The 23,854-nt window shown below is 60.6% G+C and carries 18 protein-coding genes; 12 read left to right on the top strand and 6 right to left on the bottom strand.

From position 1 onward, the window contains the following. Positions 1–86: 86 nt before the first annotated feature. The 3 genes from astE to PQU95_RS11295 form a co-directional block, all read right to left on the bottom strand. Positions 87–1,094, bottom strand: coding sequence for a succinylglutamate desuccinylase (gene astE, locus PQU95_RS11305; protein WP_272752107.1), 1,008 nt, complete (start codon positions 1,092–1,094; stop codon positions 87–89). 96 nt (positions 1,095–1,190) lie between these two features. After that, entirely contained in the window at positions 1,191–1,979 is a 789-nt protein-coding gene (locus tag PQU95_RS11300) for an enoyl-CoA hydratase-related protein (protein WP_272752106.1), read from the bottom strand. 12 nt (positions 1,980–1,991) lie between these two features. Beyond that, on the bottom strand, positions 1,992–2,780 hold the full coding sequence (locus PQU95_RS11295) for an alpha/beta fold hydrolase (RefSeq protein WP_272752105.1): 789 nt from the start codon (positions 2,778–2,780) through the stop codon (positions 1,992–1,994). A 146-nt stretch (positions 2,781–2,926) separates the two neighbouring features. Between PQU95_RS11295 and PQU95_RS11290 the strand changes: the two genes are divergently transcribed. The 6 genes from PQU95_RS11290 (at position 2,927) to speA (ending at position 11,727) form a co-directional block, all read left to right on the top strand. Beyond that, positions 2,927–4,714 carry a GGDEF domain-containing protein gene (locus PQU95_RS11290; protein WP_272752104.1) on the top strand — a complete coding sequence of 596 codons (1,788 nt, stop codon included), beginning with the start codon at positions 2,927–2,929 and terminating at the stop codon, positions 4,712–4,714. Between the two features lie 478 nt (positions 4,715–5,192). Continuing rightward, entirely contained in the window at positions 5,193–6,326 is a 1,134-nt protein-coding gene (locus PQU95_RS11285; RefSeq protein ID WP_272752103.1) for an ABC transporter ATP-binding protein, read from the top strand. 11 nt (positions 6,327–6,337) lie between these two features. Beyond that, positions 6,338–7,255, top strand: a complete 918-nt coding sequence (locus tag PQU95_RS11280) for an ABC transporter permease subunit (protein WP_272752102.1) — start codon at positions 6,338–6,340, stop codon at positions 7,253–7,255. Then, positions 7,248–8,099 carry an ABC transporter permease subunit gene (locus tag PQU95_RS11275; protein WP_272752101.1) on the top strand — a complete coding sequence of 284 codons (852 nt, stop codon included), beginning with the start codon at positions 7,248–7,250 and terminating at the stop codon, positions 8,097–8,099. The genes PQU95_RS11280 and PQU95_RS11275 overlap by 8 nt, the downstream gene beginning before the upstream one ends. Positions 8,100–8,205: 106 nt before the next feature. After that, a complete protein-coding gene (locus PQU95_RS11270; RefSeq protein WP_373321397.1) occupies positions 8,206–9,495 on the top strand; it encodes an NAD(P)/FAD-dependent oxidoreductase in 1,290 nt (429 codons plus the stop codon). Positions 9,496–9,846: 351 nt separating this feature from the next. Continuing rightward, the gene (gene speA, locus PQU95_RS11265; RefSeq protein WP_272752099.1) at positions 9,847–11,727 is read left to right on the top strand and encodes an arginine decarboxylase; all 1,881 of its coding nucleotides are present in this window, start codon (positions 9,847–9,849) and stop codon (positions 11,725–11,727) included. A gap of 90 nt (positions 11,728–11,817) precedes the next feature. Here the strand turns inward: speA and PQU95_RS11260 are convergent, their stop codons facing one another. The 3 genes from PQU95_RS11260 to PQU95_RS11250 all read right to left on the bottom strand — a co-directional run bounded on the left by PQU95_RS11260 (position 11,818) and on the right by PQU95_RS11250 (position 16,792). Continuing rightward, positions 11,818–13,293, bottom strand: coding sequence for a methyl-accepting chemotaxis protein (locus PQU95_RS11260; RefSeq protein WP_272752098.1), 1,476 nt, complete (start codon positions 13,291–13,293; stop codon positions 11,818–11,820). A gap of 208 nt (positions 13,294–13,501) precedes the next feature. Beyond that, the gene (pta, locus tag PQU95_RS11255) at positions 13,502–15,592 is read right to left on the bottom strand and encodes a phosphate acetyltransferase (protein ID WP_272752097.1); all 2,091 of its coding nucleotides are present in this window, start codon (positions 15,590–15,592) and stop codon (positions 13,502–13,504) included. Between the two features lie 9 nt (positions 15,593–15,601). Beyond that, a complete protein-coding gene (locus PQU95_RS11250) occupies positions 15,602–16,792 on the bottom strand; it encodes an acetate kinase (protein WP_272752096.1) in 1,191 nt (396 codons plus the stop codon). A 465-nt stretch (positions 16,793–17,257) separates the two neighbouring features. On the opposite strand from PQU95_RS11250, the gene PQU95_RS11245 reads away from it, so the two are divergent. The 6 genes from PQU95_RS11245 (at position 17,258) to PQU95_RS11220 (ending at position 23,553) form a co-directional block, all read left to right on the top strand. Next, positions 17,258–18,367 carry an aromatic ring-hydroxylating oxygenase subunit alpha gene (locus PQU95_RS11245; RefSeq protein ID WP_272752095.1) on the top strand — a complete coding sequence of 370 codons (1,110 nt, stop codon included), beginning with the start codon at positions 17,258–17,260 and terminating at the stop codon, positions 18,365–18,367. Positions 18,368–18,463: 96 nt separating this feature from the next. Beyond that, positions 18,464–18,964: a hypothetical protein gene (locus PQU95_RS11240; protein WP_272752094.1), complete on the top strand. Its 501-nt coding sequence runs from the start codon at positions 18,464–18,466 to the stop codon at positions 18,962–18,964. Positions 18,965–18,968: 4 nt separating this feature from the next. Beyond that, positions 18,969–19,823 carry a DMT family transporter gene (locus PQU95_RS11235; RefSeq protein WP_272752093.1) on the top strand — a complete coding sequence of 285 codons (855 nt, stop codon included), beginning with the start codon at positions 18,969–18,971 and terminating at the stop codon, positions 19,821–19,823. A gap of 17 nt (positions 19,824–19,840) precedes the next feature. Continuing rightward, the gene (locus PQU95_RS11230) at positions 19,841–20,653 is read left to right on the top strand and encodes a DMT family transporter (protein WP_272752092.1); all 813 of its coding nucleotides are present in this window, start codon (positions 19,841–19,843) and stop codon (positions 20,651–20,653) included. A 92-nt stretch (positions 20,654–20,745) separates the two neighbouring features. Beyond that, positions 20,746–21,102 carry a SpoIIAA family protein gene (locus PQU95_RS11225; RefSeq protein WP_272752091.1) on the top strand — a complete coding sequence of 119 codons (357 nt, stop codon included), beginning with the start codon at positions 20,746–20,748 and terminating at the stop codon, positions 21,100–21,102. Between the two features lie 141 nt (positions 21,103–21,243). Further along, a complete protein-coding gene (locus PQU95_RS11220) occupies positions 21,244–23,553 on the top strand; it encodes a Tex family protein (protein WP_272752089.1) in 2,310 nt (769 codons plus the stop codon). The last annotated feature ends 301 nt before the right edge of the window (positions 23,554–23,854 follow it).

Here is a 23,854-nt window from a genome sequence, read left to right as displayed (position 1 = left end):
ATAGCCAAGTGGCTGATGCCGCATATTTTTTTTGTGGTTTTCACAGCTTGTCCACAGCTTTTTCCCGTTTTGCTGTGGATATCTGCCTAGTCCAGCGTCGTCGGCGCGATGATGATGCCGGCACGCAGGCCGATGCTGACGCGCGGGTTGGGGAACAGAATGCGCTCTTCTCCGCCTTTGGCGATATGGCGAATATCGCCGTCTTCGGCAATCAGCATGCCATCAGGCAAGGCGGTGAAGTTTTCCACCTCGTCCGCCAGGTGCAAGACAAAGTCGCCGCTATGCTTGATCAGGTCGTAGCTGGCGCGGAATAGCTGTACCTGGCTGGCATCGTAGGGGGCAGCGGTGCATGGTTGGCCGCTGACCAGCTGTCGTAGTGCCTTGTCGATGCCGCTAAAGCGGCCCAGGTCGTTCTGGCCAAACGGGCGCGCTTTGCCCAGCTCCAGCGTGAATGCGTCCGCCTGGCAGTGCTGGCTGGTGAAATAGCTGAAGGTGGCGGCTGGCTTGCTGTGCAGCAGTACGGTATGGATGTCGGCCTGGGCCAGCCACATCAGCTGTTCTCGGTTGTGCTGGCGATCGTGCAGGTAAGGGTAGATGGCAAAGCGCTCGAATACCGAACCACGGATCGCGGTGTGCAGGTCGTAATGGCGGCGCGGCCCAGTGGCGCGACTGAAGAACTGTTGTGCGGCCTGCTCCAGCTCGCCCGCGCGGGCTGCCTCGGCCGCTTGCGGCTGGCTGGCATGCTGGCCGTTGAACAGGCGGTTCATGTCGTAATCGATAAAACGCTTGCCGGCTTGCATGGCCGGGATGTTACCCAGGGCGACCAGTAGCCGGGCGTGCAGGGGCAGGCTGCCCGCCAGCAGGTCGTTCACGATACCGCTTAACACTTCGATGGGCGCGGTCTCGTTGCCATGCACACCGGCAGACAGCAGGATGTGCTCAAGGTTGGCCGCAGGGTGGGCCGGGCGGAGTTCTAGCAGCCCCGGGGCAAGCCAGTGGGCGTGAATGCCGTGCTGCTGCCACTGTGGCTGCTCGGGTGTCAGCGCTTGTAGCGTGAGGGACAGGAAATCCTTGGCGGGGTGAAACGGTTTCATGGTGCTTCCTTCAGGGTTTGCCCCATTCTAAACAAAGACCCGTGGCGCCAAAGGCTGGCGGCACGGGTCTGAACATTGATGGCGCAATCGTGCAAATCAGAGCATCCAGCCCGGTGCCCTTTTTTGCAGGTAGGCATAGATCCCTTCGCGGCCTTCCTCGCTGGTGCGTACGCTGGTAATGCGCGCGATGCTGATGTCCAGCGCGGCCTGGCTGGTGCCCAGCTGGCTGATGTCGTTTACCAGCTGCTTGGCCGCTACCATGGCTTGCGGGCCATTGTGCAGCAGGTGGCGCAGTGTCATCTCCAGGCTGGCATCCAGCTCGTCTGCCTCGACGACCTGGTGCACCAAACCCAGGCGCTTGGCTTTGCCGGCATTGAATCGCTCTGCCGTAATGAAATAGCGCCGCGTGGCTCGGGCACCGATGGCGCGGATGATGTACGGGGCGATGGACGAAGGGATGCTGCCCAGCTTGACCTCGGAAAAGCCGAACAGGCTGTCGGTACAGGAAATGGCCACATCGCAGCAGGCAACCAGCCCCACGCCAATGCCAAATGCCGAGCCGTGCACCTTGGCAATAGTGGGCTTGGGTAGCGTATCCAGGGTGACCATCAGCTGGGCCAGCAGGCGGGCCTGCTGTTGCAGGGTGGCATCGTCGGCTGTATTCAGCCTTTCCAGCCATTGCATATCGTGCCCGGTAGAGAAGTTCATGCCGCTGCCTGTCAGCACAATGGCACGAATGGACGGGTCGCGGCCCAGCTCGTGTAGCTCGCGGGTAAGGCGTAGCGCCAGGGTGTCATCGATGGCGTTGTGCAGCTCTGGCCGGTTGAGTGACAGCGTGGCGATATTACGATCGTCTACAGACAGCAGGATGCAGTCCTGGGCCATGAGAAACCTCCTTTACGGGGTGGCAAACTGGAAAATGTGTTGGCAAAACTGCTGCGGCGCTTCCAGGTGCAGCGCGTGGCCGGCACCGGGCAAGATACTCAGGCTGGCGCCGGGTATGCCCTGCTGCAACAGACGGGCCTGGTAGAGCGGGGTCAGCCGGTCTTCGTCCCCCACGATGATGTGGGTCGGCACTGTCAGGTCCCCCAGCCAGCTGCGTGCATCGTGTGCCATCACGCCGGCGATGATGCGTTCGATGGCTACCCATTCTACCGTGGCGGCAATGCGTTTCAGGTCTGGCAGCATGGCTTGGCCAGCCTGCAGGAAGCGGCTGGAAAACAGCCATGGCAAGCTGACGTCAAAGCGCAGGTCACTGCCACCGGCCGTTTCGGCCTGGGACCAGCTTAAGGCAATCTGGGTATTGATGGCATCCGACCACGCCAGGGTGGCTGCCAGCAGCATGCGGCCAACCTTTTGCGGGTGTCGGCGTGCAAAGTGCTGTGCCACCATGCCGCCGTAGGACAAGCCGGCCAGATAGACCTGCTCCACGCCCAGATGGTCCAGCAGGGCGGCGGCATCGTCGGCCTGGCGGGTCAGGGCGTAGGCTGGCTGTTCGGTGGATTCACTCTGCCCTTGCCCCTGAAAGTCCAGCCGGATCAAGCGGAAGCGCTGCTCCAGCATGGGTGCCATCAGCGTCCAGGCGGCGGTGCTCATGGTCAGGCCATTGAACAGCATCAGCGGCTGGCTGCCTTGGCCGCTGACTTCGTAGTACAGCTGGCGCTGCTCGGTTTGCAAGAATGGCATGGTGCGCTCCCTATGCTGTTGTTTTCTCCATTCTAGGCAATTTCATGCAGTGTGCTCTGCCATTACTGCCTTGGCGGCTGGGCGGGGCTGCATTATCTGTCACAAATTAGTACTAAAGTTGCCGGGTTATTGATAGCAGGTGTCCCATGAATACATGTCTTGATGATGTGACGCTCGCCATGCCCCAGCCTGCCCCCAGCCGCTTGCTGCTGGAGAAAATCATCCGCGAAGGCCTGGTGCAGGTGGTGTTTCAGCCCATTGTGTATCTGGCGTCCGGCGAGCTGCTGGGCTACGAGGCACTGGTACGCGGCCCTTCCGATTCCATTTTGCACTCGCCGGTGGCCTTGTTTGCCCATGCGGCGGAGGCCGGCCTGTCTGCCGTGCTGGATCAGGTATGCATGTCCGCTGTGCTGCGCGAGTTCGCCCGGCAGCAACTGCCGGGACATCTATTCATGAATGTCATGCCCGATACGCTGCTGTGTGACGATCTGACCGTAGACGGGTTGCTGGGCATGCTGGCTGTCAGCGGTGTGCAGGCGGAGCGGGTGGTGCTGGAGCTGACCGAAACCCGGCCCAATGCCACGTACCCTGTGCTGCGCAAGGTGGTCGATGCCTTGCGTGCCAGCGGGCTGCGGCTAGCACTGGATGATCTGGGTGAAGGCTACTCCAACCTGCGCTTATGGAGTGAGCTGAGCCCGGAGCTGGTCAAGCTGGATAAGTACTTTGTTCAAAATATTCACCAGGACCCGATCAAGTTGCAGTTTGTCCGCTCGCTGGTCGATATGGCACGGGCCGCCGGTTCCACGCTGGTGGCCGAAGGGGTGGAGCAGGCCGAGGAATTGGCCGTGCTGCGCGATCTGGGGGTGTTGATGGGGCAGGGCTATCTGATGTCGCGCCCGGTGACCAAGCCTGGCAAAGCCACGCGTTACAACTTGCCAGGTTATGCGCCGGTCAAAGTTGGCCGCACGCTGCCGCAGGCGCGTAGCCTGCTCGTGGCGGTGCAGGCGCTACCGGATACGGCCAACTGCGAGCAGGCTTATCGCCTGTTCGCCGACCAGCCGGACTTGTTTGCCATACCCGTCTTGCGCGGTGGCCGGCCGGTAGGGCTGCTGTCGCGCCACCACGTGCTGGAATCGTTTGCCAAGCCATTCAGCCGCGAGTTGCTGGCCAAGAAGTCGTGCATGACACTGGCCGATGGTGCACCGCTGGTGGTGCCGGCAGAGCTGGATATCCAGACGCTGTCCCACCGTGTGGTGGCGGCTGACCGGCGCTATCTGCTGGATGGCTTCATCATCGTGGAAGATGGCCACTATCTGGGCATGGGGACTGGCCACGACCTGATGCGCGTCATCAGCGAACAACAGCTGTTGGCCGCACGCTATGCCAACCCGTTGACCGGCCTGCCCGGTAACGTGCCTATCAGCGACGAGGTCGCGCGGCTGCTGGAAGAAGGCCGCAGCTTTGCCGTGGCCTACGTGGATCTGGACCATTTCAAGCCATTCAACGATCAGTACGGTTATGGTGCAGGCGATGACATGATTCGCTTGCTGGGCACCATTCTGGAAACAGCCGTAGACAGCGCGCGCGACTTTGTCGGCCATGTTGGTGGCGATGATTTTGTGCTGTTGTTGCAAAGCTGCAACTGGGAAATGCGTTTGCAGCGGGTCTTGCAGCAATTTGACCAGAGTGTGCTGGCGCTTTTTTCCGAAGGAGATCGCCTGGCTGGCGGGTTTTGTGTGGCAGACCGCCAGGGGCAGGTGCAATTTTTCCCGCTAACCAGCGTGTCGATTGGCGTGCTGCAAGTCAGGCCGGGCTTTTTTGCCTCGCACTATGCGGTGGCTTCGGCGGCAACACATGCCAAAAAAATGGCTAAAAAACAGGATGGTAGTGCAATTTATATCGAAAACGACGTGATGGCTGCGGTAATGCATTAAGAAAAGCAGGCTGTTGGATGGATTAAACGCAGGTGCTTGCCGGCTACTTGTGCTGCGGTGCCTATCCGCCAAAACTGGGCATCTTGCTGTGGGGCAAGCATTTTCATGCTGCGCCGCGGCATTTTTTTTGCTGATCATGCCGATCTGGCCTGGCTTTTGCATGTCTGTTGTCAATTTTATTAAACATCGGCTAATCTGGTCTTGCTGCAGTGCTGGCCGGCATCATTCTGGTGCGTATGCCGAGCCGGCTTGTCCTGGCGGTTGATGCTTCAATTTGCTGCCAGGGCGGTGTTACCGGCCGCGTGCTGGCATGGTGGCACTGCTAAAGAAGTACTGTTGCCAGCCATCCGGCAAGGCATTTGCCCCCTTGGGCATATTGCTTGCCGGGCTGGCGGCAGGGTAGGGTAGGGTTTGGCCGTTTTGAAATGGCAGAAGTGAACATTACAGAGGGTGAGCAACACCCTCGCGAGGAAAAATCATGGTGGAAACTGTCAAACAGGCTGCGGCATCTGCACAGGGTGCGCCGTATCTGCGTATTGCCAATGTGGTGAAAAAATTCGGTGACACCACGGCAGTGGATGGTGTGGATCTGGATATCCGCAAAAACGAGATTTTTGCCCTGCTGGGCAGCTCCGGGTGTGGCAAGTCCACCCTGTTGCGCATGCTGGCGGGTATGGAGCGGCCAACCTCCGGCAAGATCATTCTGGATGGCGAAGACATAACGGCACTCGCGCCCTATGATCGCCCCATCAACATGATGTTCCAGAGCTATGCGCTGTTCCCGCACATGAGCGTGGCGGACAATATTGCTTTTGGCCTGAAGCAGGACAAAATGCCCAAAGGCGAAATCGACGCCCGTGTGGCCGAGATGCTGGACCTGGTGCAGATGCGCAAATACGCCAACCGCAAACCCTACCAGCTGTCCGGCGGCCAGCAGCAGCGTGTGGCGCTGGCGCGCAGCCTGGCCAAGCGGCCAAAGCTGCTGTTGCTGGACGAGCCGCTGGGCGCGCTGGATAAAAAGCTGCGCCAGCAAACCCAGCTGGAGCTGGTAAATACGCTGGAGCAGGTGGGTGTGACCTGCATCATGGTGACGCACGATCAGGAAGAGGCCATGACCATGGCCACCCGCATCGGCATCATGAGCGAAGGCCAGCTGCTGCAGATCGGCAGCCCTGCCGAGATCTACGACTACCCGAACTGTCGCTTTACCGCCGAGTTCATTGGCGACACCAATATGTTTGCCGGCCCGGTGGTGGTGGATGAGCCGGATAGCGTGGAGATCGACTCGCCCGAGCTGGGTAGCCGCATCCATATCGACCACGGCATCACCGGCCCCAAAGGCATGCAGGTGTGGGCCAGTATCCGCCCAGAGGATGTGCACCTGGATGTGGTGCCTCAGGCGGCCGGCCCGAACGTGGCGCGCGGCCAGGTGCACGATATTGCCTACCTGGGCAGCTTCTCGGTGTATCACGTGAAGCTGGCGAGCGGCAAAGTGGTGAAGTCCATGGTGGCGGCCAACCATTGGCACGAAAACAGCATTACCCCGCCTACCTGGGGTGATACCGTTTATGTGAGCTGGCGCCCCGACATGCCCGTTGTGCTGACCCGCTAAGGAGACGCGTGATGAATCTCGCAAGATTGATGCGCAGGCTAAAGCCAGGCAAGGGGGCGGTGATCGCCGTGCCGTTCTTCTGGCTGCTGCTGTTCTTCCTGGTGCCGTTCTTCATCGTACTGAAGATCAGCTTTGCCGAGCAGGATCTGGCTATCCCGCCGTTTACCAGCCTGCTGCAGGTGGAAGATGGCGTGCTGCAAAGCCTTACCCTGTACTTTGGCAACTTCCACTTCATCTTTACCGACGGGCTGTATGCGGCAACGTATCTGTCGTCGCTGAAGGTGGCTTTTTTCACTACCGTGATGTGCCTGTTGCTGGGCTACCCCATCGCCTACGCCATTGCACGGGCTGACCCGGCACGCCGTAACGTGCTGCTGATGCTGGTGATGCTGCCGTTCTGGACGTCGTTCCTGCTGCGGGTGTATGCCTGGATGGGGCTGCTCAACGAAACCGGCCTGATCAACAACTTCCTGTTGTCCATCGGGCTGATCAGCGAGCCGCTGCACCTGTTCCACAACGACTTCTCGCTGTACCTGGTCATGGTTTATGCCTACCTGCCGTTCATGATCCTGCCGCTGTTTTCGCACCTGGTGAAAATGGACATGCGTCTGTTGGAAGCTGCAGCCGACCTGGGCGCCGGGCCGATCAAGGCGTTCCTGACCATTACGCTGCCGCTGTCCAAAAACGGCATCATCGCCGGCTCCATGATGGTGTTCATTCCGGCCGTGGGCGAGTTCGTTATCCCCGAGCTGGTGGGCGGGACCGATACGCTGATGATAGGCAAGGTGCTGTGGAACGAGTTCTTCGATAACAACAACTGGCCGATGGCATCGGCAGTGGCCATCATCATGGTACTGATGCTGATTGTGCCGATCGCGCTGCTGCATCGTTACGAGACGCGCGAGCTGGAGGGCAAGGGCAATGCATAACAAACTGTCGCCATTCCTGAAGGGCGTGCTGGTGGTGGGTTTCCTGTTTTTGTACATCCCTATCGTTAGCCTGATTGTGTACTCGTTTAACGAGTCCAAACTGGTGACTGTGTGGGGCGGGTTCTCTACCAAATGGTACGCATCGCTGTTTGCCAACGAGCAGATCATGGCTGCGGTGAAACTGTCCATCGAGATTGCCTTGGCTAGCGCGCTGGCTGCGGTGGTGCTGGGGACAATTGCCGGTTTTGTGCTGGCACGGTTCAAGCGCTTTCCGGGTAGCACGCTGTTTGCCGGCATGATGACGGCGCCGATGGTGATGCCGGAGGTGATTACCGGCTTGTCCATGCTGCTGCTGTTTATCTCCATGCAACAGCTGGTCGGAGTGCCTAGCGAGCGCGGCTTCATCACGATCTGGGTAGGTCACACCACGCTATGCATGGCCTACGTGGCGGTGGTAGTGCGTTCGCGCCTGCTGGAAATCGACCAGAGCCTGGAAGATGCCGCCATGGATCTGGGGGCGCGCCCGCTGAAGATCTTCTTCGTGATTACGCTGCCGCTGGTGTCGCAGGCTATTGCTTCCGGCTTCCTGCTATCGGTCACGCTGTCGCTGGACGATCTGGTTACTACCGCCTTCCTGTCCGGCCCGGGTTCTACCACGCTGCCACAGGTGATCTTCTCCAAAGTGCGTCTGGGGCTGAACCCCGAGATCAACGCGCTGGCCAGCATTACCGTGCTGGTGGTGGGGGTGGTGGTGCTGCTGGCGAACTACCTGATGCTCAATGCACAGCGTAACCGCGACAAAGCCATTGCTGCCGCCATGCGTGAAAGCGGCGCCCACAGCTAAGGTGTTGTGCCTGGTAACGGCGGTGCCTTGCGGTGCCGCCGTTTTTCATGCCCGCCGCCTTGCCATGCAGGGTTGGCCGCATTAACCGTTTCGTGTCGAGGTTCTTATGCTCTCGTTTGCTCATCAGCCGCACGTGCTTTCCTATTATGCAGCCACCGCTACGCCGTGGGTGCCGGCACCGGCTTTGCAGGGTGATGTGGAATGCGATGTCTGCGTGGTGGGTGGCGGGCTGGCCGGCGTCTCCGCTGCCTTGAATCTGGCCGAGCAGGGCTTGCGCGTGGTGTTGCTGGAAGGCTCGCACATCGGCTTTGGCGCTTCAGGCCGCAACGGCGGGCAGGTCATTGCCGGTTACGCCTGCGATATGGATACCATCAAGGGGCAGCTGGGCTTGGCCGCGGCGCAGCGCTTCTGGCGCATGTCGGTGGAGGCGGTCGAGATCATCGAGCAGCGTGTGCGCCAGCATCAGATCGATTGCCAGTGGACGCGCGGTTTTTGCAATGTGGCAGTGAAGCCTGCGCATCTGGCCAGTTTGCAAGACTGGCAGCGCGAGCTGGCCGACCGCTACAGCTACCCGCATTGCGAGCTGTGGGGCAAGGAAAAGTTGGCCGCAGTGCTGGGCTCCAGCCGCTATCAGGGTGGCTTGTTTGACCCCTTGTCTGGCCACATCCACCCGCTGAACTACTTGCTGGGGCTGGCGCGGGCGGCACGCGCCGCCGGGGTGCAGATTTACGAGCAGACGCCAGTGCAGGCGTTTCGTGCCGGCGAGGCCCCGCTGGTGCAATGCGAGCAGGGCACGGTGCGCTGCCGGCAGCTGGTGCTGGCCTGCAATGCCTATCTGGGCAAGCTTGCCCCTGCGCTGCAAAGCCGCATCATGCCGGTGGGTACCTATGTCATCGCTACCGAGCCACTGGGCGAGGCACGGGCGCGTAGCCTGATCGCCAACAATATGGCGGTGTGCGATACCAATTTCGTGCTGGATTACTACCGCCTGTCTGCCGACCATCGTCTGCTGTTTGGCGGCAAGGTCAGCTACTCCGGGCGCGAGCCGCGCCAGCTGGCGCAGGCCATGCGCGCCGACATGCGGCGCGTGTTCCCGCAGCTGGCTGAGGTGGCGGTGGACTATGCCTGGGGCGGCTTCTGCGATATCACCCTGAACCGGGCGCCGGACTTTGGCCGCCTGGCGCCCAATATCTTCTATGCCCAGGGTTTTTCCGGCCATGGTGTGGCCAATACCGGCCTGGCCGGCAAGGTCATTGCCGAGGCCATTGCCGGTGACGATAGCCGGCTGGCGCTGTTCGAGCAGCTACAGCATCGGCGCTTTCCGGGTGGCAGCTTGCTGCGTACGCCGGCACTGGTACTCGGCATGGCGTGGTATCGGCTGCAAGACTATCTATAAGTATGTGGCTGGCCTTTGGTGCAAGCCGGGCTGGCGGGTGTTGAATATCATGCACGTGCCGGTGGCCTGTTTTTCTAGGCTATGCGGGTGTGTCGGTTAAAAAACATTCATGTGAAACCGTTATGCTCGGCACGAGTGCGGCAGTCTGGCAGGCTGGGTGTTAATTAAAATCAACGCCCAAAAATTGTGCTTGTCAAGCTGTGTGATGTTGCTAAAATCCGCGCTCGTTTTTGCGGCACCCGCCGCACGACTGCGCGCTCCGACATCCCAGGCCCACATGAAGCTTTCCAGCCCGAAAGCCGCGCACTAAGGAGCAGTTTCCATTTATTGCATAACTAGGGAAATCCTTTCATGGCTTGGACTGTGGCGGATAGCCGTAGCCTGTATGGCATACGGCACTGGGGCGCTGGCTATTTCAATGTCGGCGAAAATGGCTGCGTAAAAGTACGCCCGAATGTACATCAACAACGCGAAATCGATCTGTTCGAGCTGGCGCATACGCTGGGCGACCGTGGCCTGGACATGCCGCTGCTGGTGCGTTTCCCCGATATTCTGCAAGACCGCGTTACCCGCCTGTGTCACGCCTTCAATAATGCAATCGCCAGCCAGGATTATGGCAACCGCTACACCGCCATTTATCCAATCAAGGTAAACCAGCAAGAAGCGGTGGTGAAGAGCATCATCGCGACCCAGGACGTGTCCATCGGCCTGGAAGCCGGCTCCAAGCCGGAGCTGATGGCCGTGCTGGCACTGGCGCCCAAGGGCTGCACCATTGTGTGCAATGGCTACAAAGACCGCGATTTCATCCGTCTGGCGCTGATGGGTCAGCGTCTGGGCCACGAAGTGTTCGTGGTGATCGAAAAAGAATCCGAAGTGGATCTGCTGATCCAGGAAAGCGCCAAGCTGGGCGTCAAAGCTAACCTGGGTCTGCGCGTGCGCCTGTCGTCGCTGGCGTCCAGCAAGTGGGCTGATACCGGTGGCGAGAAGGGCAAGTTCGGCCTGTCCGCCGCGCAGCTGATCTCGGCAGTGGACAAGCTGGTGGCAGCCGGCCACGGCGACAATGTGCGCCTGATGCACTTCCACATGGGTTCGCAGATCGCCAACATCGCCGACTACCGCGCCGGCTTCCGCGAAGCCATCCGCTACTTTGGCGAGCTGCGCGCGCTGGGCCTGCCGGTAGATCACGTGGACGTGGGCGGTGGCCTGGGCGTGGACTACGACGGCACCCACTCGCGTAACGCCAGCTCCATCAACTACGACATGGACGAGTACGCCAGTGTGATCGTGTCCATGCTGTCCGAGTTCTGCGACGAAAACGGCATTCCGCACCCGCGCATCCTGTCCGAGTCCGGCCGCGCCATGACCGCGCACCACGCGGTGTTGCTGGTAAACGTGACCGACGTGGAGCGCCTGCCCGATACCATGCCGCACATCGAGGATCTGTCGGCCATGTCGCGCCCGGTGCGCAAGCTGGTGGAGCTGATGAACCTGACCGACTCGGAGATGGTAACCGAAACCTACTACCGCGCCAGCCATATGGTATCCGAAGCGTCCGATATGTACGCCGAAGGCCGCCTCACGCTGAAAGAGAAAGCCATTGCCGAGCAGGTACACGCCGCACTGTGCCGCCGCCTGCAAGCGCAGCTAACCGCCAGCCAGCGCAGCCAGCGTCAGGTATACGACGAGCTGACCGACAAACTGGCCGACAAGTATTTCTGCAACTTCTCGGTGTTCCAGAGCCTGCCGGATACCTGGGCCATCGACCAGGTACTGCCGATCATGCCGATTCACCGCCTGGACGAGCAGCCTACCCGCCGCGCCGTGCTGCAGGATCTGACCTGCGACTCCGACGGCAAGGTAAAGCAGTACGTCGACCAGCAAAGCATCGAAAACAGCATGCCGGTGCACGAGGTGAAGGTAGGTGACGAGTACCTGATCGCCGTGTTCATGGTGGGGGCTTACCAGGAGATCCTGGGCGATATGCATAACCTGTTCGGCGATACCGATTCGGTGAACGTCTACGTGCGTGAAGGTGGTAAAGTGACTTTCGAGGGCGTGGAAGAGCACGACACTATCGAGGACATGCTGCGCTACGTGCACCTGTCGCCAGAAGAGATTCTCAACCGCTACGAGTCCAAGGCGCGTATGGCGGGGCTGAGCCAGGAAGAGCGCTCCAGCTACTTTGCCGAGTTCTGCCGCGGCCTGAAGCAGTCGTCTTACCTGAGCGTGTAAGCCAGGGTTGGCCGCATGCGGCCAACCTTGAGGCGCAAAACAAAAGCCACGGAGCGTACGCCGTGGCTTTTGTCTTTCGGGGCCGTGCTGCTAGTCGGCTGCCTTGAACAGCTTCACGCTGTCGTCCAGCTCGGCCATCAGGCTGTCCAGGCGCTCGGTGGCCTGGGCAATGGTTTCTGCTTCGCCAGACAGGCTGCGGGCGGCTTCGCCTACTGCCGTGATATTGCCGGTAAAGCGGCTGAAACCTTGGTTTTGCGACTCCTCGGCCTGTGCCACCTCACGCAGCAGCTGTATCAGGCGGTGCGTGTCCTGAATGATGCCCGTCAGGCGTTGCTGGGCATCTACGGTATTTTCACGGCCGCTGCGCATCTGGGCGTTGCCATCGCGGATGGCATCGATGGCCTGGTTGGTACCGTCTACGATCAGGCGGATTTTGGACTCGATATCCAGCGTGGCCTGCTGTGTGCGCTCGGCCAGCTTGCGGACCTCGTCAGCTACCACGGCGAAACCGCGGCCCATTTCGCCGGCGCGCGCGGCCTCGATGGCGGCATTCAGCGCCAGCAGGTTGGTCTGGTCGGCAATGTCACGGATAAGCTGTACGATGCCGCTGACTTCGGCACTGCGCTGGCCCAGGTCTTCCATGCGCTCTGCGGCACGCGCGATCACGTCACCGGCCTGGTTTAGCTGGCTTACGGCTTTGTCCATGGCCTGGCCGCCACCGTTGGCCGCTTCGCCGGCGTGGATGGCCATGCTGGTGGCGCTTTGTGACTGGCTGGCGTTTTGTGCGGTCACCGCAGCCATGTTCTGGGCAGCACCTACCATGTCGTCGGCGCGCTTGCGCTGCTCGCTCATGGTGTGGGCAATCATCTGGGTGCTGGTAGTGATGCCGCGGCTTTCGGTGCCGGCGGCGTGTAGCGAGCGGGTTACCTGCGCCATCATCTGCTTCATGGCCGCCGTGGCGCGCTCGGCTTCTTCGCGGGCGGCTTCCAGTTTTTCGAAAGTGCGGGTTTTGGCGCGGTCATAAGCCAGCGCCAGCGCCAGCACCACCAGTGACAGGCCGATCAGCGATTTGGCTTGCAGCTTGGGCAGCTCTTCGTGCGGGATGGGCGTGGGCGGGATGTCGCCCGCGGCAGACAGGCCGAAGATCAGGCCGATCATCAGGAAAGTCAGCAGCGTCCACACCACACCTGCGGTACGGCCACCAACAAAAATGGCGGCAAACGGGATGCAGGCAAACCACATCACACTGGTGGACATGATGCCGCCATTGACATACACCATCCACGCCACCATGGCGAACATGGTGAAGATGATGTACTGGGCAACGGTGTGTAAAGCGCCCGTGAGTTTGAGCAGGAGCGGGCCCAGCAGCATCAGCACGCCGCCCAGCACAATGCCGTGCGCCATGGCGTCGTGGTGCAGCTTGTAATACGAGATGGCAAATAGGGGTGCAATGGTACCGGCTAGCAAGCCAACGCTCACGACGGTGCGTGCGCGAATCAGGCTGTCTGGTACTTGCCTGAGCTGATCGGAAATAAACCACTCTGTGAAAGTGTGAAGCGACATATTCCATCCTCGTGTGTCGTGCTGAGCTGCGTCAGCTTTAAAAAGTATAGTTATTTTTTTAAGGGTTTCCTCTTGATGCTAAAACAGTTGTTTTAATTGAACAAGCGCCAGCTTGGTTTGCGGAATTTATCGAGAGCTTTGCTGTGCAATGAAATGGAAAAGCCCGCAGCGGCGATGCCGGTGCGGGCGGAATGATGATGGCGTAGCCTTAGTGTTGGTGAAGCTGTTCGGCTTGTATTGCGGTGAGGGCAATGGTGTAAACGATGTCGTCGACCAAAGCGCCACGCGACAGGTCGTTTACCGGTTTGCGCAGGCCCTGCAGCATTGGCCCCACAGACACCACGTTGGCCGAACGTTGCACGGCCTTGTAGGTGGTGTTGCCGGTGTTCAGGTCGGGGAACACGAACACGTTGGCACGGCCGGCCACCGGGCTGTCCGGTGCTTTCTGGCGGCCCACCGATTCCACACTGGCGGCGTCGTACTGCATCGGGCCGTCTATCAGCAAGCCGGGGCGTTTTTCGCGGGCGAGGCGCGTGGCTTCGCGTACTTTCTCTACGTCATCACCGCTGCCGGAGCTGCCGGTAGAGTAGGAAATCATGGCCACGCGCGGCGGGATGCCAAACGCTGCCGCCGAGTCGGCCGACTGGATGGCAATGTCGGCCAGCTCTTCGGCGCTCGGGTCCGGGTTCACTGCGCAGTCGCCGTATACCAGTACCTGGTCCGGCATCAGCATGAAGAACACGCTGGACACCAGTTTGGCCTCCGGTGCGGTCTTGATCAGCTGCAGGGCGGGGCGGATGGTGTTGGCCGTGGTGTGTACGGCACCGGAAACCAGGCCGTCTACCTCGTTCAGCGCCAGCATCATGGTGCCCAGCACCACATTGTCCTCTAGCTGGCGCTCGGCCATCGGGGCGCTCAGGCCCTTGCTCTTGCGCAGCTCGACCATCGGCGCCACGTAGCGGCTGCGTACCTCGGCCGGTTCGACGATTTCCACTCCCTCGGGCAGGCTGATGCCTTGTGCTTCGGCCACTTGCAGGATTTCGGCGCGCTCGCCGATCAGCACGCAGTGGGCAATGCCTTTTTCGTGGCAGATGGCGGCAGCTTTCACCGTGCGCGGCTCGTTGCCTTCCGGCAGCACAATGCGCTTGGCGGCGTGGCGGGCTTTTTCCATCAGCTGGAAGCGGAAGGCAGGCGGGGACAAGCGTTTCTCGCGCGTCTGGCCAATGCGCTGTTGCAGCTGGGCTGTGTTCAGGCGCTCGGCGACAAACGCCACCACGCGTTCCATGCGCTCCAGGTCGTCGGCCGGCACCTGGCGGCTCATGGCGGCGATCAGTGTGGTGGTATCCAGGGTGTTGGTGTCAATGGATAGCACCGGCAGGCCACTGGTGAACGCCTTGTGGCAAAGCTGCTGGATGCGCTCGTCCGGCTCGGCGTCGCAAGTCAGCAGCAAGCCGGCCAGTGGCACGCCGTTCAGCGTGGCCATGGCGGTAGCCAGGATGATGTCTTCGCGGTCGCCCGGAGTGATGATCAGCGCGCCGGGTTTGAGCAGGTGCACGATGTGCGGCACGCTGCGTGCCATCACCGACATGCTGCGCACGCGGCGGCGGGTAAGCTGGCCGGCGTGCAGCAGCTTGGCTTTCAGGTAGTTGGCCACGTCCAGCGTGCGCGGTGCCATCAGCTCCGGCTCCAGCGGGATGCCGCCCAGGCACGGAATGCGGCGCTTCTGGATCAGCTGGCTGGATTCGGCAATTTCGGCTGACAGCTGCTTGATGCTTTGCTCGCTGTCCACCCGGTTCAGGATGTAGCCGGCAATGGCGTGACTGCGGCTGCCAAAGGCCTGGATGGCGATTTCCAGCTTTTCCGCCAGCTCGTGGCTGGGCTGGGTGTTGGCCGCACCCACCAGGATGATGTCGCATTGCAGCGTGCTGGCCAGCTTGCTGTTGATGTAGGTGGTGAATACGTGCTGCTGGTCTTGTACCAGGCCCTCCACAATCACCACGTCGACATCTTGCGCGGCTTGCTGGTACAGGCTGACGACTTCTTCCATCAGCTGGTCCAGCTGGCCCTGGCTGAGCAGGTGCTCGGCGCGCTCCATCGGCAGTGGCTCCGGGGCGTTCAGGTGGCACAGCTCGCGGGCGAAGTGCGTGGAGCGCTCCGGTTCGTTCGGGTCCAGCCCTTGGGCGATGGGTTTGACGAAGCCTACTTTCAGGCCGTCCTGCTCCAGGGCGCGCACCAAGCCTAGCGACACCGAGGTGAGGCCGGCGTCAAAACCGGTCGGCGCAATCAGAAAAGTGTGCATGCGGTTTCCTTATTTGCCCTGTGTCAGTGCAGCGGTGTCCAGTGCAATCATCAGCTCTTCATTGGTGTTGATCACCAGGGCGGTAGTGCTGTCGGCGTGGCTGATGCGGCCGGCCTTGCCGCGGAAGGCGGCATCGTTGGCCGCTGCGTCCAGGCTAAAGCCCAGGAAGGCCAGCTTGTTCAGCACATTGGCGCGCACAAAGGGCGAGTTCTCGCCGATGCCGCCGGTAAACAGCAGCACGTCAATGCGGCCCAGTGCCACCACCATGGCGGCGATCTGCTTGGCCAGGCGGTAGCAGAATACTTCCATAGCAATAATCGCACCCGGGTGGCCGTTGGCCGCAGCTTCTTCCAGCTCGCGGCAGTCGCTGGACAGCTCGGACAGGCCCAGCAGGCCGGACTGCTTGTTCAGCAGGGCGGTGATGCCGTCTACGTCGGTATTCAGGGCGCTGGCCAGGTAGCCAAACAGGCCGGGGTCGATATCACCGGAGCGGGTGCCCATCACCAGGCCTTCCAGCGGGGTGAGGCCCATGCTGGTGTCTACCGACTGGCCATTCAGGATGGCGGCAACCGAGGCGCCGTTACCCAGGTGGGCGCTGACAATGGCGCTGTTTTCCAGTGGGATGCCGGCCATGCGGGCGGCTTCAGCGGCGACAAAGCGGTGGCTGGTGCCGTGGAAGCCATAGCGGCGTACGCCGTGCTCGCGGTATAGCGCCATCGGTACGGCGTACAGGTAGGCGTGCTGCGGCATGGTCTGGTGGAAGGCAGTGTCGAACACGGCCACCTGGGGCAGGCCAGGGAAGCAGGCCTGTGCGGTGCGCATGCCCAGCAGGTTGGCCGGGTTGTGCAGCGGCGCCAGGCGTGCGCAGTCTTCGATGGCGGCCAGCACGCTGTCGTCAATCAGGGTGGAGGCGTGGAAGTTTTCGCCGCCGTGTACTACACGGTGGCCAATAGCCGTAATGCTGCCCGTCAGTGCGCGCTCGTCCAGGTAGGACAGGATGGCTTTCATGGCGCCGGCGTGGTCGCCCTGTGCCAGCGTCAGTTCCACCTTCTGGCCGGCCTGTTTGAAGGTGATGCAGGCGCCGGCCATGCCCAGTTTCTCTGCCAGGCCAGTCAGCGTGGTGTCCTGGGTCTGGGCGTTGATCAGGGCGAATTTCAGCGACGAGCTGCCGCAATTGATGACGAGTGTGTGGGTGATCATGTTCTATCCGTTAGCAGTAAGACATCATGGATGAGTCTGTGCTGGTGTTGCGTGTTCTTTTTATAGAGTGTTTGCACGGTTTGCTAAGCGCAGCCACAGCCGTGCAGGGGGCGCATTATCCTTGTTTGTGATGCATTGCACCATAGGGAAGTTCCTTATCGGGTGTTGCCGGGTAGTATTTCAGGCTTGTCTGACAACATCATGAAAGCAAAAGGGTTTTTGCGCGAAATTTTCAAAGACGCCATTTTGCGCAATTTAAGCGTTGCAATCCCTTGACTTGGCACAAATTCCCGGGCAAAAAATACTTGCCCCAAGGGGGGATTTGGCCCACAATCCCGCCCCTGAACATTTGGGGTATGGTTGGAAAAGCCCCTGTTCTACCAATGTTTTTTATAGCTCTCCGTAAACTCGTTAAGAGCGAGATTCGGCTGGTCTTATATCTTCTTCCACGGAGGTGTGGGAATAATGTCTGATCTGGCTTCGTCCCAGTTGCTCAAAGCTTCTGCTGCGCAGTTGCCTGTCTTTACTTACTTTGACCCGGCTTATTACGAGCTGGAGCAAAAAACCCTGTTTGCCGATGCCCCGCAATACTATGGCCACGCGCTGATGGTGCCCAATGCTGGCGACTATCACACGCTGGACTGGCAGGGCCACGGCAAAATGCTGAAAAATGTCGATGGTGACATCAAGCTCATTTCCAATGTGTGTCGCCACCGCCAGGCCCTGATCTACAAAGGCCGTGGCAATGGCAACCACATGGTGTGCAACCTGCACGGCTGGACTTACGACGCCGAAGGCAAGCTGCTGGGGGCGCCGCATTTCCCGGAAACGCCTTGCCTGAACCTGAACCAGACCGAGCTGACCCGCTGGAATGGCCTGCTGTTTGACGCCAAGCGCAATGTGCAGCGCGACCTGGAAAAGCTGGGTGTGGCCAAGCACATGACGTTTGAAGGCTTTGCCTACCACAAGTCGTTTACCACCGAGTACGACTTCAACTGGAAAACCTTTATCGAGGTGTACTCGGAGGATTACCACGTTGACCCGTTCCACCCGGGCCTGGGCAATTTTGTAGATTGCGCCGACCTGAAGTGGGAGTGGGGTGACCAGTACCACGTGCAGACTGTCGGTGTGAAAAACCGCCTGGCGCGCTCCGGTAGCAAGGTGTACGGCAAGTGGCACGAAGAGGTGCTGAAGCGTTACGCTGACCAGCAGCCGGAATTCGGCGCCATCTGGCTGACCTACTACCCCAACATCATGGTGGAGTGGTACCCGCACGTGCTGGTGGTGAGCGTGGTGATACCGCGCGGCCCGGAGAAGTGCACGGTGATTACCGAGTTTTACTACCCGGAAGACATCATCTGGTTCGAACCCGATTTCATCGAGGCCGAGCAGGCGGCTTACTTCGAGACAGCGGTAGAGGACGACGAGATTTGCCAGCGCATGCACGAGGGCCGCAAGGCACTATGGCTGCGTGGCGAAAGCGAAGTCGGCCCGTATCAGTCGCCTACCGAAGACGGCATGCAGCACTTCCACGAGTTTTACCGTCGTTTGATGGGCGAACATCTGGCTGGCTAATACACCGTCTTATGCGGCACAATACCAAGGCGCGGATATCCGCGCCTTTTTGCTTGCCCATTCCTGCCTATGCCTGCCTGCCGTTGCTGGCCCTTGTTGGCCATTCTGCTCTCCTTTCCCCTTGTATCGCACGCTGCACCTTATCGCCACGCCGGCCTGGGGGTGACTCTGTCTGTGCCCGATGGCTGGAAGGTACGCCCCGCCCCCGGGGGAGGCTTGCGTGTGCTGCCACCGCAGATGGAAGACCGCGAGCGCAGCGGTGTAGCGGTGACCGTGTGGCGCGAGCGTTTGCGTGCTGGTGCTGCACTAGACAAGTTGGCCGCACGGCACAAGAAGGCACAAGGAGCGCGTGAGGCAGCGATTCGCGCCCAGCTGGACCGCAAAGCCGGGCGCCTGGTGCTGGAGTACCGCGAGGGCGAGTACGTGCAAAGCGGCTTGTGGATTGTGCGCCAGCATCTGAAAGTGGTGCAGCAGGATGGCAAGCAAGGCGTGTACGCCGAGTGCGTGGCCAATGCGTCCGAGTATCACCGCTACCGCCGTGCTTTTGCCGATATCTGCCTGGGGCTGAGCGTGCGCCCTGTCTCTGCCAAGGGGTAGTGCCATGTCTGGCTGGTTTGCACGCTTGGGCTCGGCCTGGATGGTGGTGGCGGCGGCCAGTTTTGCCGGCATGAGTATGCTGGCCGCCATGGCCAGTCAGCATATAGGGGCGATCGAGATCCTGTTCTACCGTACCGCCATTGGCCTGGCGGTATTGCTGGTACCGGTGGCGCTGGGGCACGAGGGCGTGGCTACCGTGCATTGGCCTGCGCACTTTCGCCGCAGTATTGCCGGCTATTTATCCATGGCCATGCTGTTTTATGCGCTGACCCGGCTGCCGCTGGCCACTGCGGTGACTTTGAACTACACCTCCTCGCTGTCTTTTGCCGTGTGCTGCGTGCTGCTGCGCGGCGAGCGCTTGTCGCAGCGGGTGAAGCTGGCGCTGCTGCTGGGCTTTGTCGGCATCGTGCTGATCTTGCGGCCAACCTTTCATGCCGGGCAGTGGCTGCCCGGCTTGGTCGGCCTGCTTTCCGGTGCGGGGGCCGGCTTGGCGCTGTTCCATGTGCGCGAGCTGGGTGAGCTGGGCGAGCGCCCCGGTGTGACGGTGTTCTGGCTGTATTTTTTGTCTACCGTGTGCGGTCTGGCTTGGGTCATGCTGCAAGGTGGTTTTACTCCGCTGGGTCTGTCTGACCTGTCGGCCTTGCTGGGGGTAGGGCTGTTGGGTTTGCTGGGGCAGCTGGCGATGACGCGCGCCTATAAAGAAGGCCGCAAATTTGTGGTGTCCAGCCTGGCCTACCTCACTGTGGTGTTTTCCGCGCTATTGGGCGTGGTATTTGGTGGCCAGCTGCTATCGGCCAGTGCGGTACTGGGCATGTTGATGATTATTGGCTGCGGCATGTTGGCCGCGAAGGGTTCGTAGTGGGCGGTGCGTGGTGGATGGTGTTGGCGGCAGCCAGTTTTGGTGCCATGGGGGTGTTCGTGAAGCTGGCTGCGGCCACGCTGGGTACGGTGGAGCTGGTGTTCTGGCGAACGGCATTTGCCGTGCTGGTGCTGGGTGGTGCGGCCTTGCTGCGCCGGCAGCGTTTTGCTACGCCTTTGCTGGGCCAGCATCTCAAGCGCGGCATGCTCGGCTACGTGTCTTTGCTTTGCTATTTCTATGCCATCAGCCATTTGCCGCTAGCCACGGCGGTCACGCTGAATTACACCTCGCCCATGTTCCTGGCCTTGCTGTCTGTGCTGCTGTTGGGTGAGCGCTTGCCACGGGTTGGCGTGCTGGCCATGGCGCTGGGCTTTGCCGGCGTGGTATGGCTATTGCGGCCAACCTGGCACGAGCTGGGCTGGTTGTCCGGCGTGCTGGGTTTGCTGTCCGGTTTGCTGGCGGGTTGGTCCTACCTGCATGTGCGCGAGCTGGGGCAGGCCGGTGAGGCCGAGTGGCGCACGGTATTTTACTTTGCCCTGATTTCCACCCTGGGCGGCTTGTTGCTGATGCAGTTTCAAACCTGGCACCCGCTGACTGCGGCCAACGTACCATGGGTATTGGGCCTGGGGGTGAGTGCCATGGTGGCGCAGCTGGCCATGACGCGCGCCTACAAGGTGGGCCGCAAGCTGCTGGTGGCCAATTTGTCTTATCTGACAGTAGCCTTTTCCGCGCTGTTCGGCGCCTTGCTATGGCAGCACTGGCTGGGTTGGCAAGAGCTGGCCGCCATGAGTTTGATTATTCTCAGCGGCATTCTGGCCAGCCGGCGCTAGAATGAAAATTGACTAAATCAACAGGCACCGGGCCGCGCCGGCACAGGGCAGGGCGCAAGGGGGCAAGGTGTCGTAGTACAAGGAGCAACAGCATGATTTCCATTCGCGAGCAGGATTATGGCCTGGATGTAGCGCTTTTCAACGAGTTCACCCTGGCGGATTTCAAGCTGCTGGAGCAGGCGCTGCTCAAGCGTGCGGCCGAGCAAGGCCAGCCGGATGTATTGCTGGATCTGTCCGGTATGAAAGACTTCACGCTGGACATGGCGCTGGAAGAGGTGCGCTTCATGCGCGCCCACGAAAACGATTTTGGCCGCTTTGCCATCGTGGCCGACGATGTGTGGGTGAATCTGGCTACGCATTTGTCCGGCTTGCTCACCCATGCCCGAGCGCAATACTTTGAAACGATTGAAGAAGCGCAAGCCTGGCTGCTCGGCCCGCAGCCGCTGTAAACCGCCTTGCATTGTCATGACGGCAGCCTGTATGGCTGCCGTTTTTTATGGTGATGCGGCTGCGCGCCCCTGTCGGCCTTGATTTTCCGGTGTATGCCGTTACAGTAGCGGCTTCCGTTTTCCCGCAAGAACAAGAACAGCATGTTGAAAAGTATCGCCAGCCGCCTTGCGGCAGAGCTCGCCGTGCGCGAGGCCCAGGTCACCGCCACCGTCAATCTTATCGACGAAGGTGCTACCGTTCCGTTTATCGCCCGCTACCGTAAAGAAGTGACCGGTGGCCTGGACGATACCCAGCTGCGCCTGCTGGCCGAGCGCCTGGTGTATCTGCGCGAGCTGGACGATAGACGCGATACCATCCTCAAGAGCATCGCCGAGCAGGGCAAGCTTACCCCGCAGCTGGAGGCCGCACTGTACGGCAGCGATAACAAGACCCAGCTGGAAGACTTGTACCTGCCGTACAAGCCCAAGCGCCGCACCAAGGCGCAAATCGCCCGTGAAGCCGGCCTGGAGCCATTGGCCGACAGCCTGCTGGCCGACCCTTCGCAGCAGCCAGAGCAAGTTGCCGCTGCGTATATCGACAGTGCCAAAGGTGTAGAAGATGCCAAGGCGGCACTGGATGGGGCGCGTGCAATTCTGATCGAGCGCTTTGCCGAAGACGCCGAGTTGCTAGGCCAGCTGCGCGAAAAACTGTGGAACGAAGGCGAGCTGGCCGGCAGCGTGGTGGCGGGCAAGGAGCAAGAGGGCGCCAAATTCGCCGATTACTTCAATCATCGCGAAGCCATCAAGACCACGCCCTCCCATCGCGCGCTGGCGCTGCTGCGTGGCCGTAACGAGGGTGTACTCAGCGTGGCACTGAAATACCAGCCGGACGAAACGCCCATCACCCAGCGTTCGGCTTATGAAGAGCTGATTGCCGCGCGCTTTGGTATCAAGGACGCCGGCCGCCCCGCTGATAAATGGCTGCTGGACGGCGTGCGCCTGTGCTGGCGCGCCAAAATCTTCCTGTCACTGGAGCTGGAGCTGGTGTCGCGCCTGAAGGATGCGGCCGATGCAGATTCCATCAAGGTATTTGCGGCCAACCTCAAAGACCTGCTGTTGGCTGCACCGGCCGGCCCGCGCGCTACGCTGGGTCTGGACCCCGGCTTGCGTACCGGCGTCAAGGTGGCCGTGGTGGACAATACCGGCAAGCTGCTGGAAACCACTACCATCTATCCGCACGAGCCGCGCCGCGACTGGGAGCGTTCCATCGCTATCCTGGGTGCGCTGGCGCACCGCCACCAGGTAGACCTGATTGCCATCGGTAACGGCACCGCCAGCCGCGAAACCGACAAGCTGGCGCAGGATGTCATCAAGGCCTTCCCGCAGCTGGGCATGACCAAGATTGTGGTAAGCGAAGCCGGTGCGTCGGTGTACTCCGCCTCCGAGCTGGCGGCCAAAGAGTTCCCCGACCTGGATGTCAGCCTGCGTGGCGCAGTGTCCATCGCCCGCCGCCTGCAAGACCCGCTGGCCGAGCTGGTCAAGATCGACCCGAAATCCATCGGTGTGGGCCAATACCAGCACGACGTGAACCAAAGCCAGCTGGCGCGCAGCCTGGACGCCGTGGTGGAGGATTGCGTGAACGCGGTAGGGGTGGACGTCAATATGGCGTCGGTGCCTTTGCTGACCCGCATCTCCGGCCTCAACAGCACGCTGGCGGCCAACATCGTGGCGCATCGTGACGCCAACGGCGCCTTCAAATCGCGCCGTGAGCTGCTCAAGGTCAGCCGTCTGGGTGAGAAAACCTTCGAGCAAGCAGCGGGTTTCTTGCGCATCGGCAACGGTGACAACCCGCTGGATGCATCATCGGTACACCCGGAGGCCTATCCGGTAGTGGAGAAGATCGTGGCCAAGACCGGCCGCCCGGTAAAACAGATCATGGGTGACTCTGCTTTTATCAAAGCGCTACGCCCGGCAGATTACACTGACGAGCGTTTCGGCTTGCCAACGGTGATGGATATTCTGAAGGAGTTGGACAAGCCCGGCCGCGACCCGCGCCCCGAGTTCAAGACCGCCACCTTCCAGGATGGTGTCGAGGACATCAAAGATCTGCAGCCCGGCATGATTCTGGAAGGCGTGGTCACCAACGTGGCCAACTTCGGTGCGTTTGTCGATATCGGTGTGCATCAGGACGGCCTGGTGCATATCTCGGCACTGTCCAGTAAATTCATCGATGACCCGCGCAAAGTGGTGAAGGCGGGCGATGTGGTAAAGGTCAAAGTGCTGGAAGTGGATGTGCCGCGCAAGCGTATTGCCCTCACCATGCGCCTGGATGACGAAGTCGGTACAGCCGCCCGCAATAGCGGTGCGCCGCGCAGCGAGCCGCGCCGCCAGGGTGGCAGACCGCAGCAGGCGCCTGCCGACCTAGGCGGCGGTGCCATGGCGGCGGCGTTTGCCAAGCTGAAGAAGTCCTGATGGCGCTAGAAATGTGATAAATCAAAAATTGGCCGCCTGCGGCCAACTTTTTTGCTTTTCGTAGCCGTTGCAAATCAACACCTTAAGCAAATACTTGCAGTTTATTGCGAGGTAAGTGTTGACGCCCTTTGTCTGTCTGGGTATAGTTCGCCTCCTCAGCTGACGACGCAAACGAAACAAGCCAGTCAGCACCGCTCTTTAACAGACCAAATAACCGATAGGTGTAAGTGTCTGGCTAAGCCAAATACTTGCACTGCAAAGATTTAGAGAAACGATGTTTCTTTGAACTTGCGTGCCAAAA

The sequence above is a fragment of the Vogesella aquatica genome (genome assembly GCF_028548455.1).
GTDB classification, from domain to species: domain Bacteria; phylum Pseudomonadota; class Gammaproteobacteria; order Burkholderiales; family Chromobacteriaceae; genus Vogesella; species Vogesella aquatica.
The sequence above is the reverse complement of the archived record's forward strand: the minus strand, read 5'-3'. Positions and strand labels throughout refer to the sequence as shown.

Bases quoted from the DNA above. Each gene is read 5' to 3' on its own strand.
- speA (WP_272752099.1), top strand. From the start codon at position 9,847: ATGGCTTGGACTGTGGCGGATAGCCGTAGCCTGTATGGCATACGGCAC.
- PQU95_RS11270 (WP_373321397.1), top strand. From the start codon at position 8,206: ATGCTCTCGTTTGCTCATCAGCCGCACGTGCTTTCCTATTATGCAGCC.
- PQU95_RS11260 (WP_272752098.1), bottom strand. From the start codon at position 13,293: ATGTCGCTTCACACTTTCACAGAGTGGTTTATTTCCGATCAGCTCAGG.
- PQU95_RS11285 (WP_272752103.1), top strand. From the start codon at position 5,193: ATGGTGGAAACTGTCAAACAGGCTGCGGCATCTGCACAGGGTGCGCCG.
- PQU95_RS11300 (WP_272752106.1), bottom strand. From the start codon at position 1,979: ATGGCCCAGGACTGCATCCTGCTGTCTGTAGACGATCGTAATATCGCC.
- PQU95_RS11275 (WP_272752101.1), top strand. From the start codon at position 7,248: ATGCATAACAAACTGTCGCCATTCCTGAAGGGCGTGCTGGTGGTGGGT.
- astE (WP_272752107.1), bottom strand. From the start codon at position 1,094: ATGAAACCGTTTCACCCCGCCAAGGATTTCCTGTCCCTCACGCTACAA.
- PQU95_RS11245 (WP_272752095.1), top strand. From the start codon at position 17,258: ATGTCTGATCTGGCTTCGTCCCAGTTGCTCAAAGCTTCTGCTGCGCAG.
- PQU95_RS11225 (WP_272752091.1), top strand. From the start codon at position 20,746: ATGATTTCCATTCGCGAGCAGGATTATGGCCTGGATGTAGCGCTTTTC.
- PQU95_RS11235 (WP_272752093.1), top strand. From the start codon at position 18,969: ATGTCTGGCTGGTTTGCACGCTTGGGCTCGGCCTGGATGGTGGTGGCG.
- PQU95_RS11250 (WP_272752096.1), bottom strand. From the start codon at position 16,792: ATGATCACCCACACACTCGTCATCAATTGCGGCAGCTCGTCGCTGAAA.
- PQU95_RS11295 (WP_272752105.1), bottom strand. From the start codon at position 2,780: ATGCCATTCTTGCAAACCGAGCAGCGCCAGCTGTACTACGAAGTCAGC.
- PQU95_RS11230 (WP_272752092.1), top strand. From the start codon at position 19,841: ATGGTGTTGGCGGCAGCCAGTTTTGGTGCCATGGGGGTGTTCGTGAAG.
- PQU95_RS11280 (WP_272752102.1), top strand. From the start codon at position 6,338: ATGAATCTCGCAAGATTGATGCGCAGGCTAAAGCCAGGCAAGGGGGCG.
- PQU95_RS11290 (WP_272752104.1), top strand. From the start codon at position 2,927: ATGAATACATGTCTTGATGATGTGACGCTCGCCATGCCCCAGCCTGCC.
- pta (WP_272752097.1), bottom strand. From the start codon at position 15,592: ATGCACACTTTTCTGATTGCGCCGACCGGTTTTGACGCCGGCCTCACC.
- PQU95_RS11220 (WP_272752089.1), top strand. From the start codon at position 21,244: ATGTTGAAAAGTATCGCCAGCCGCCTTGCGGCAGAGCTCGCCGTGCGC.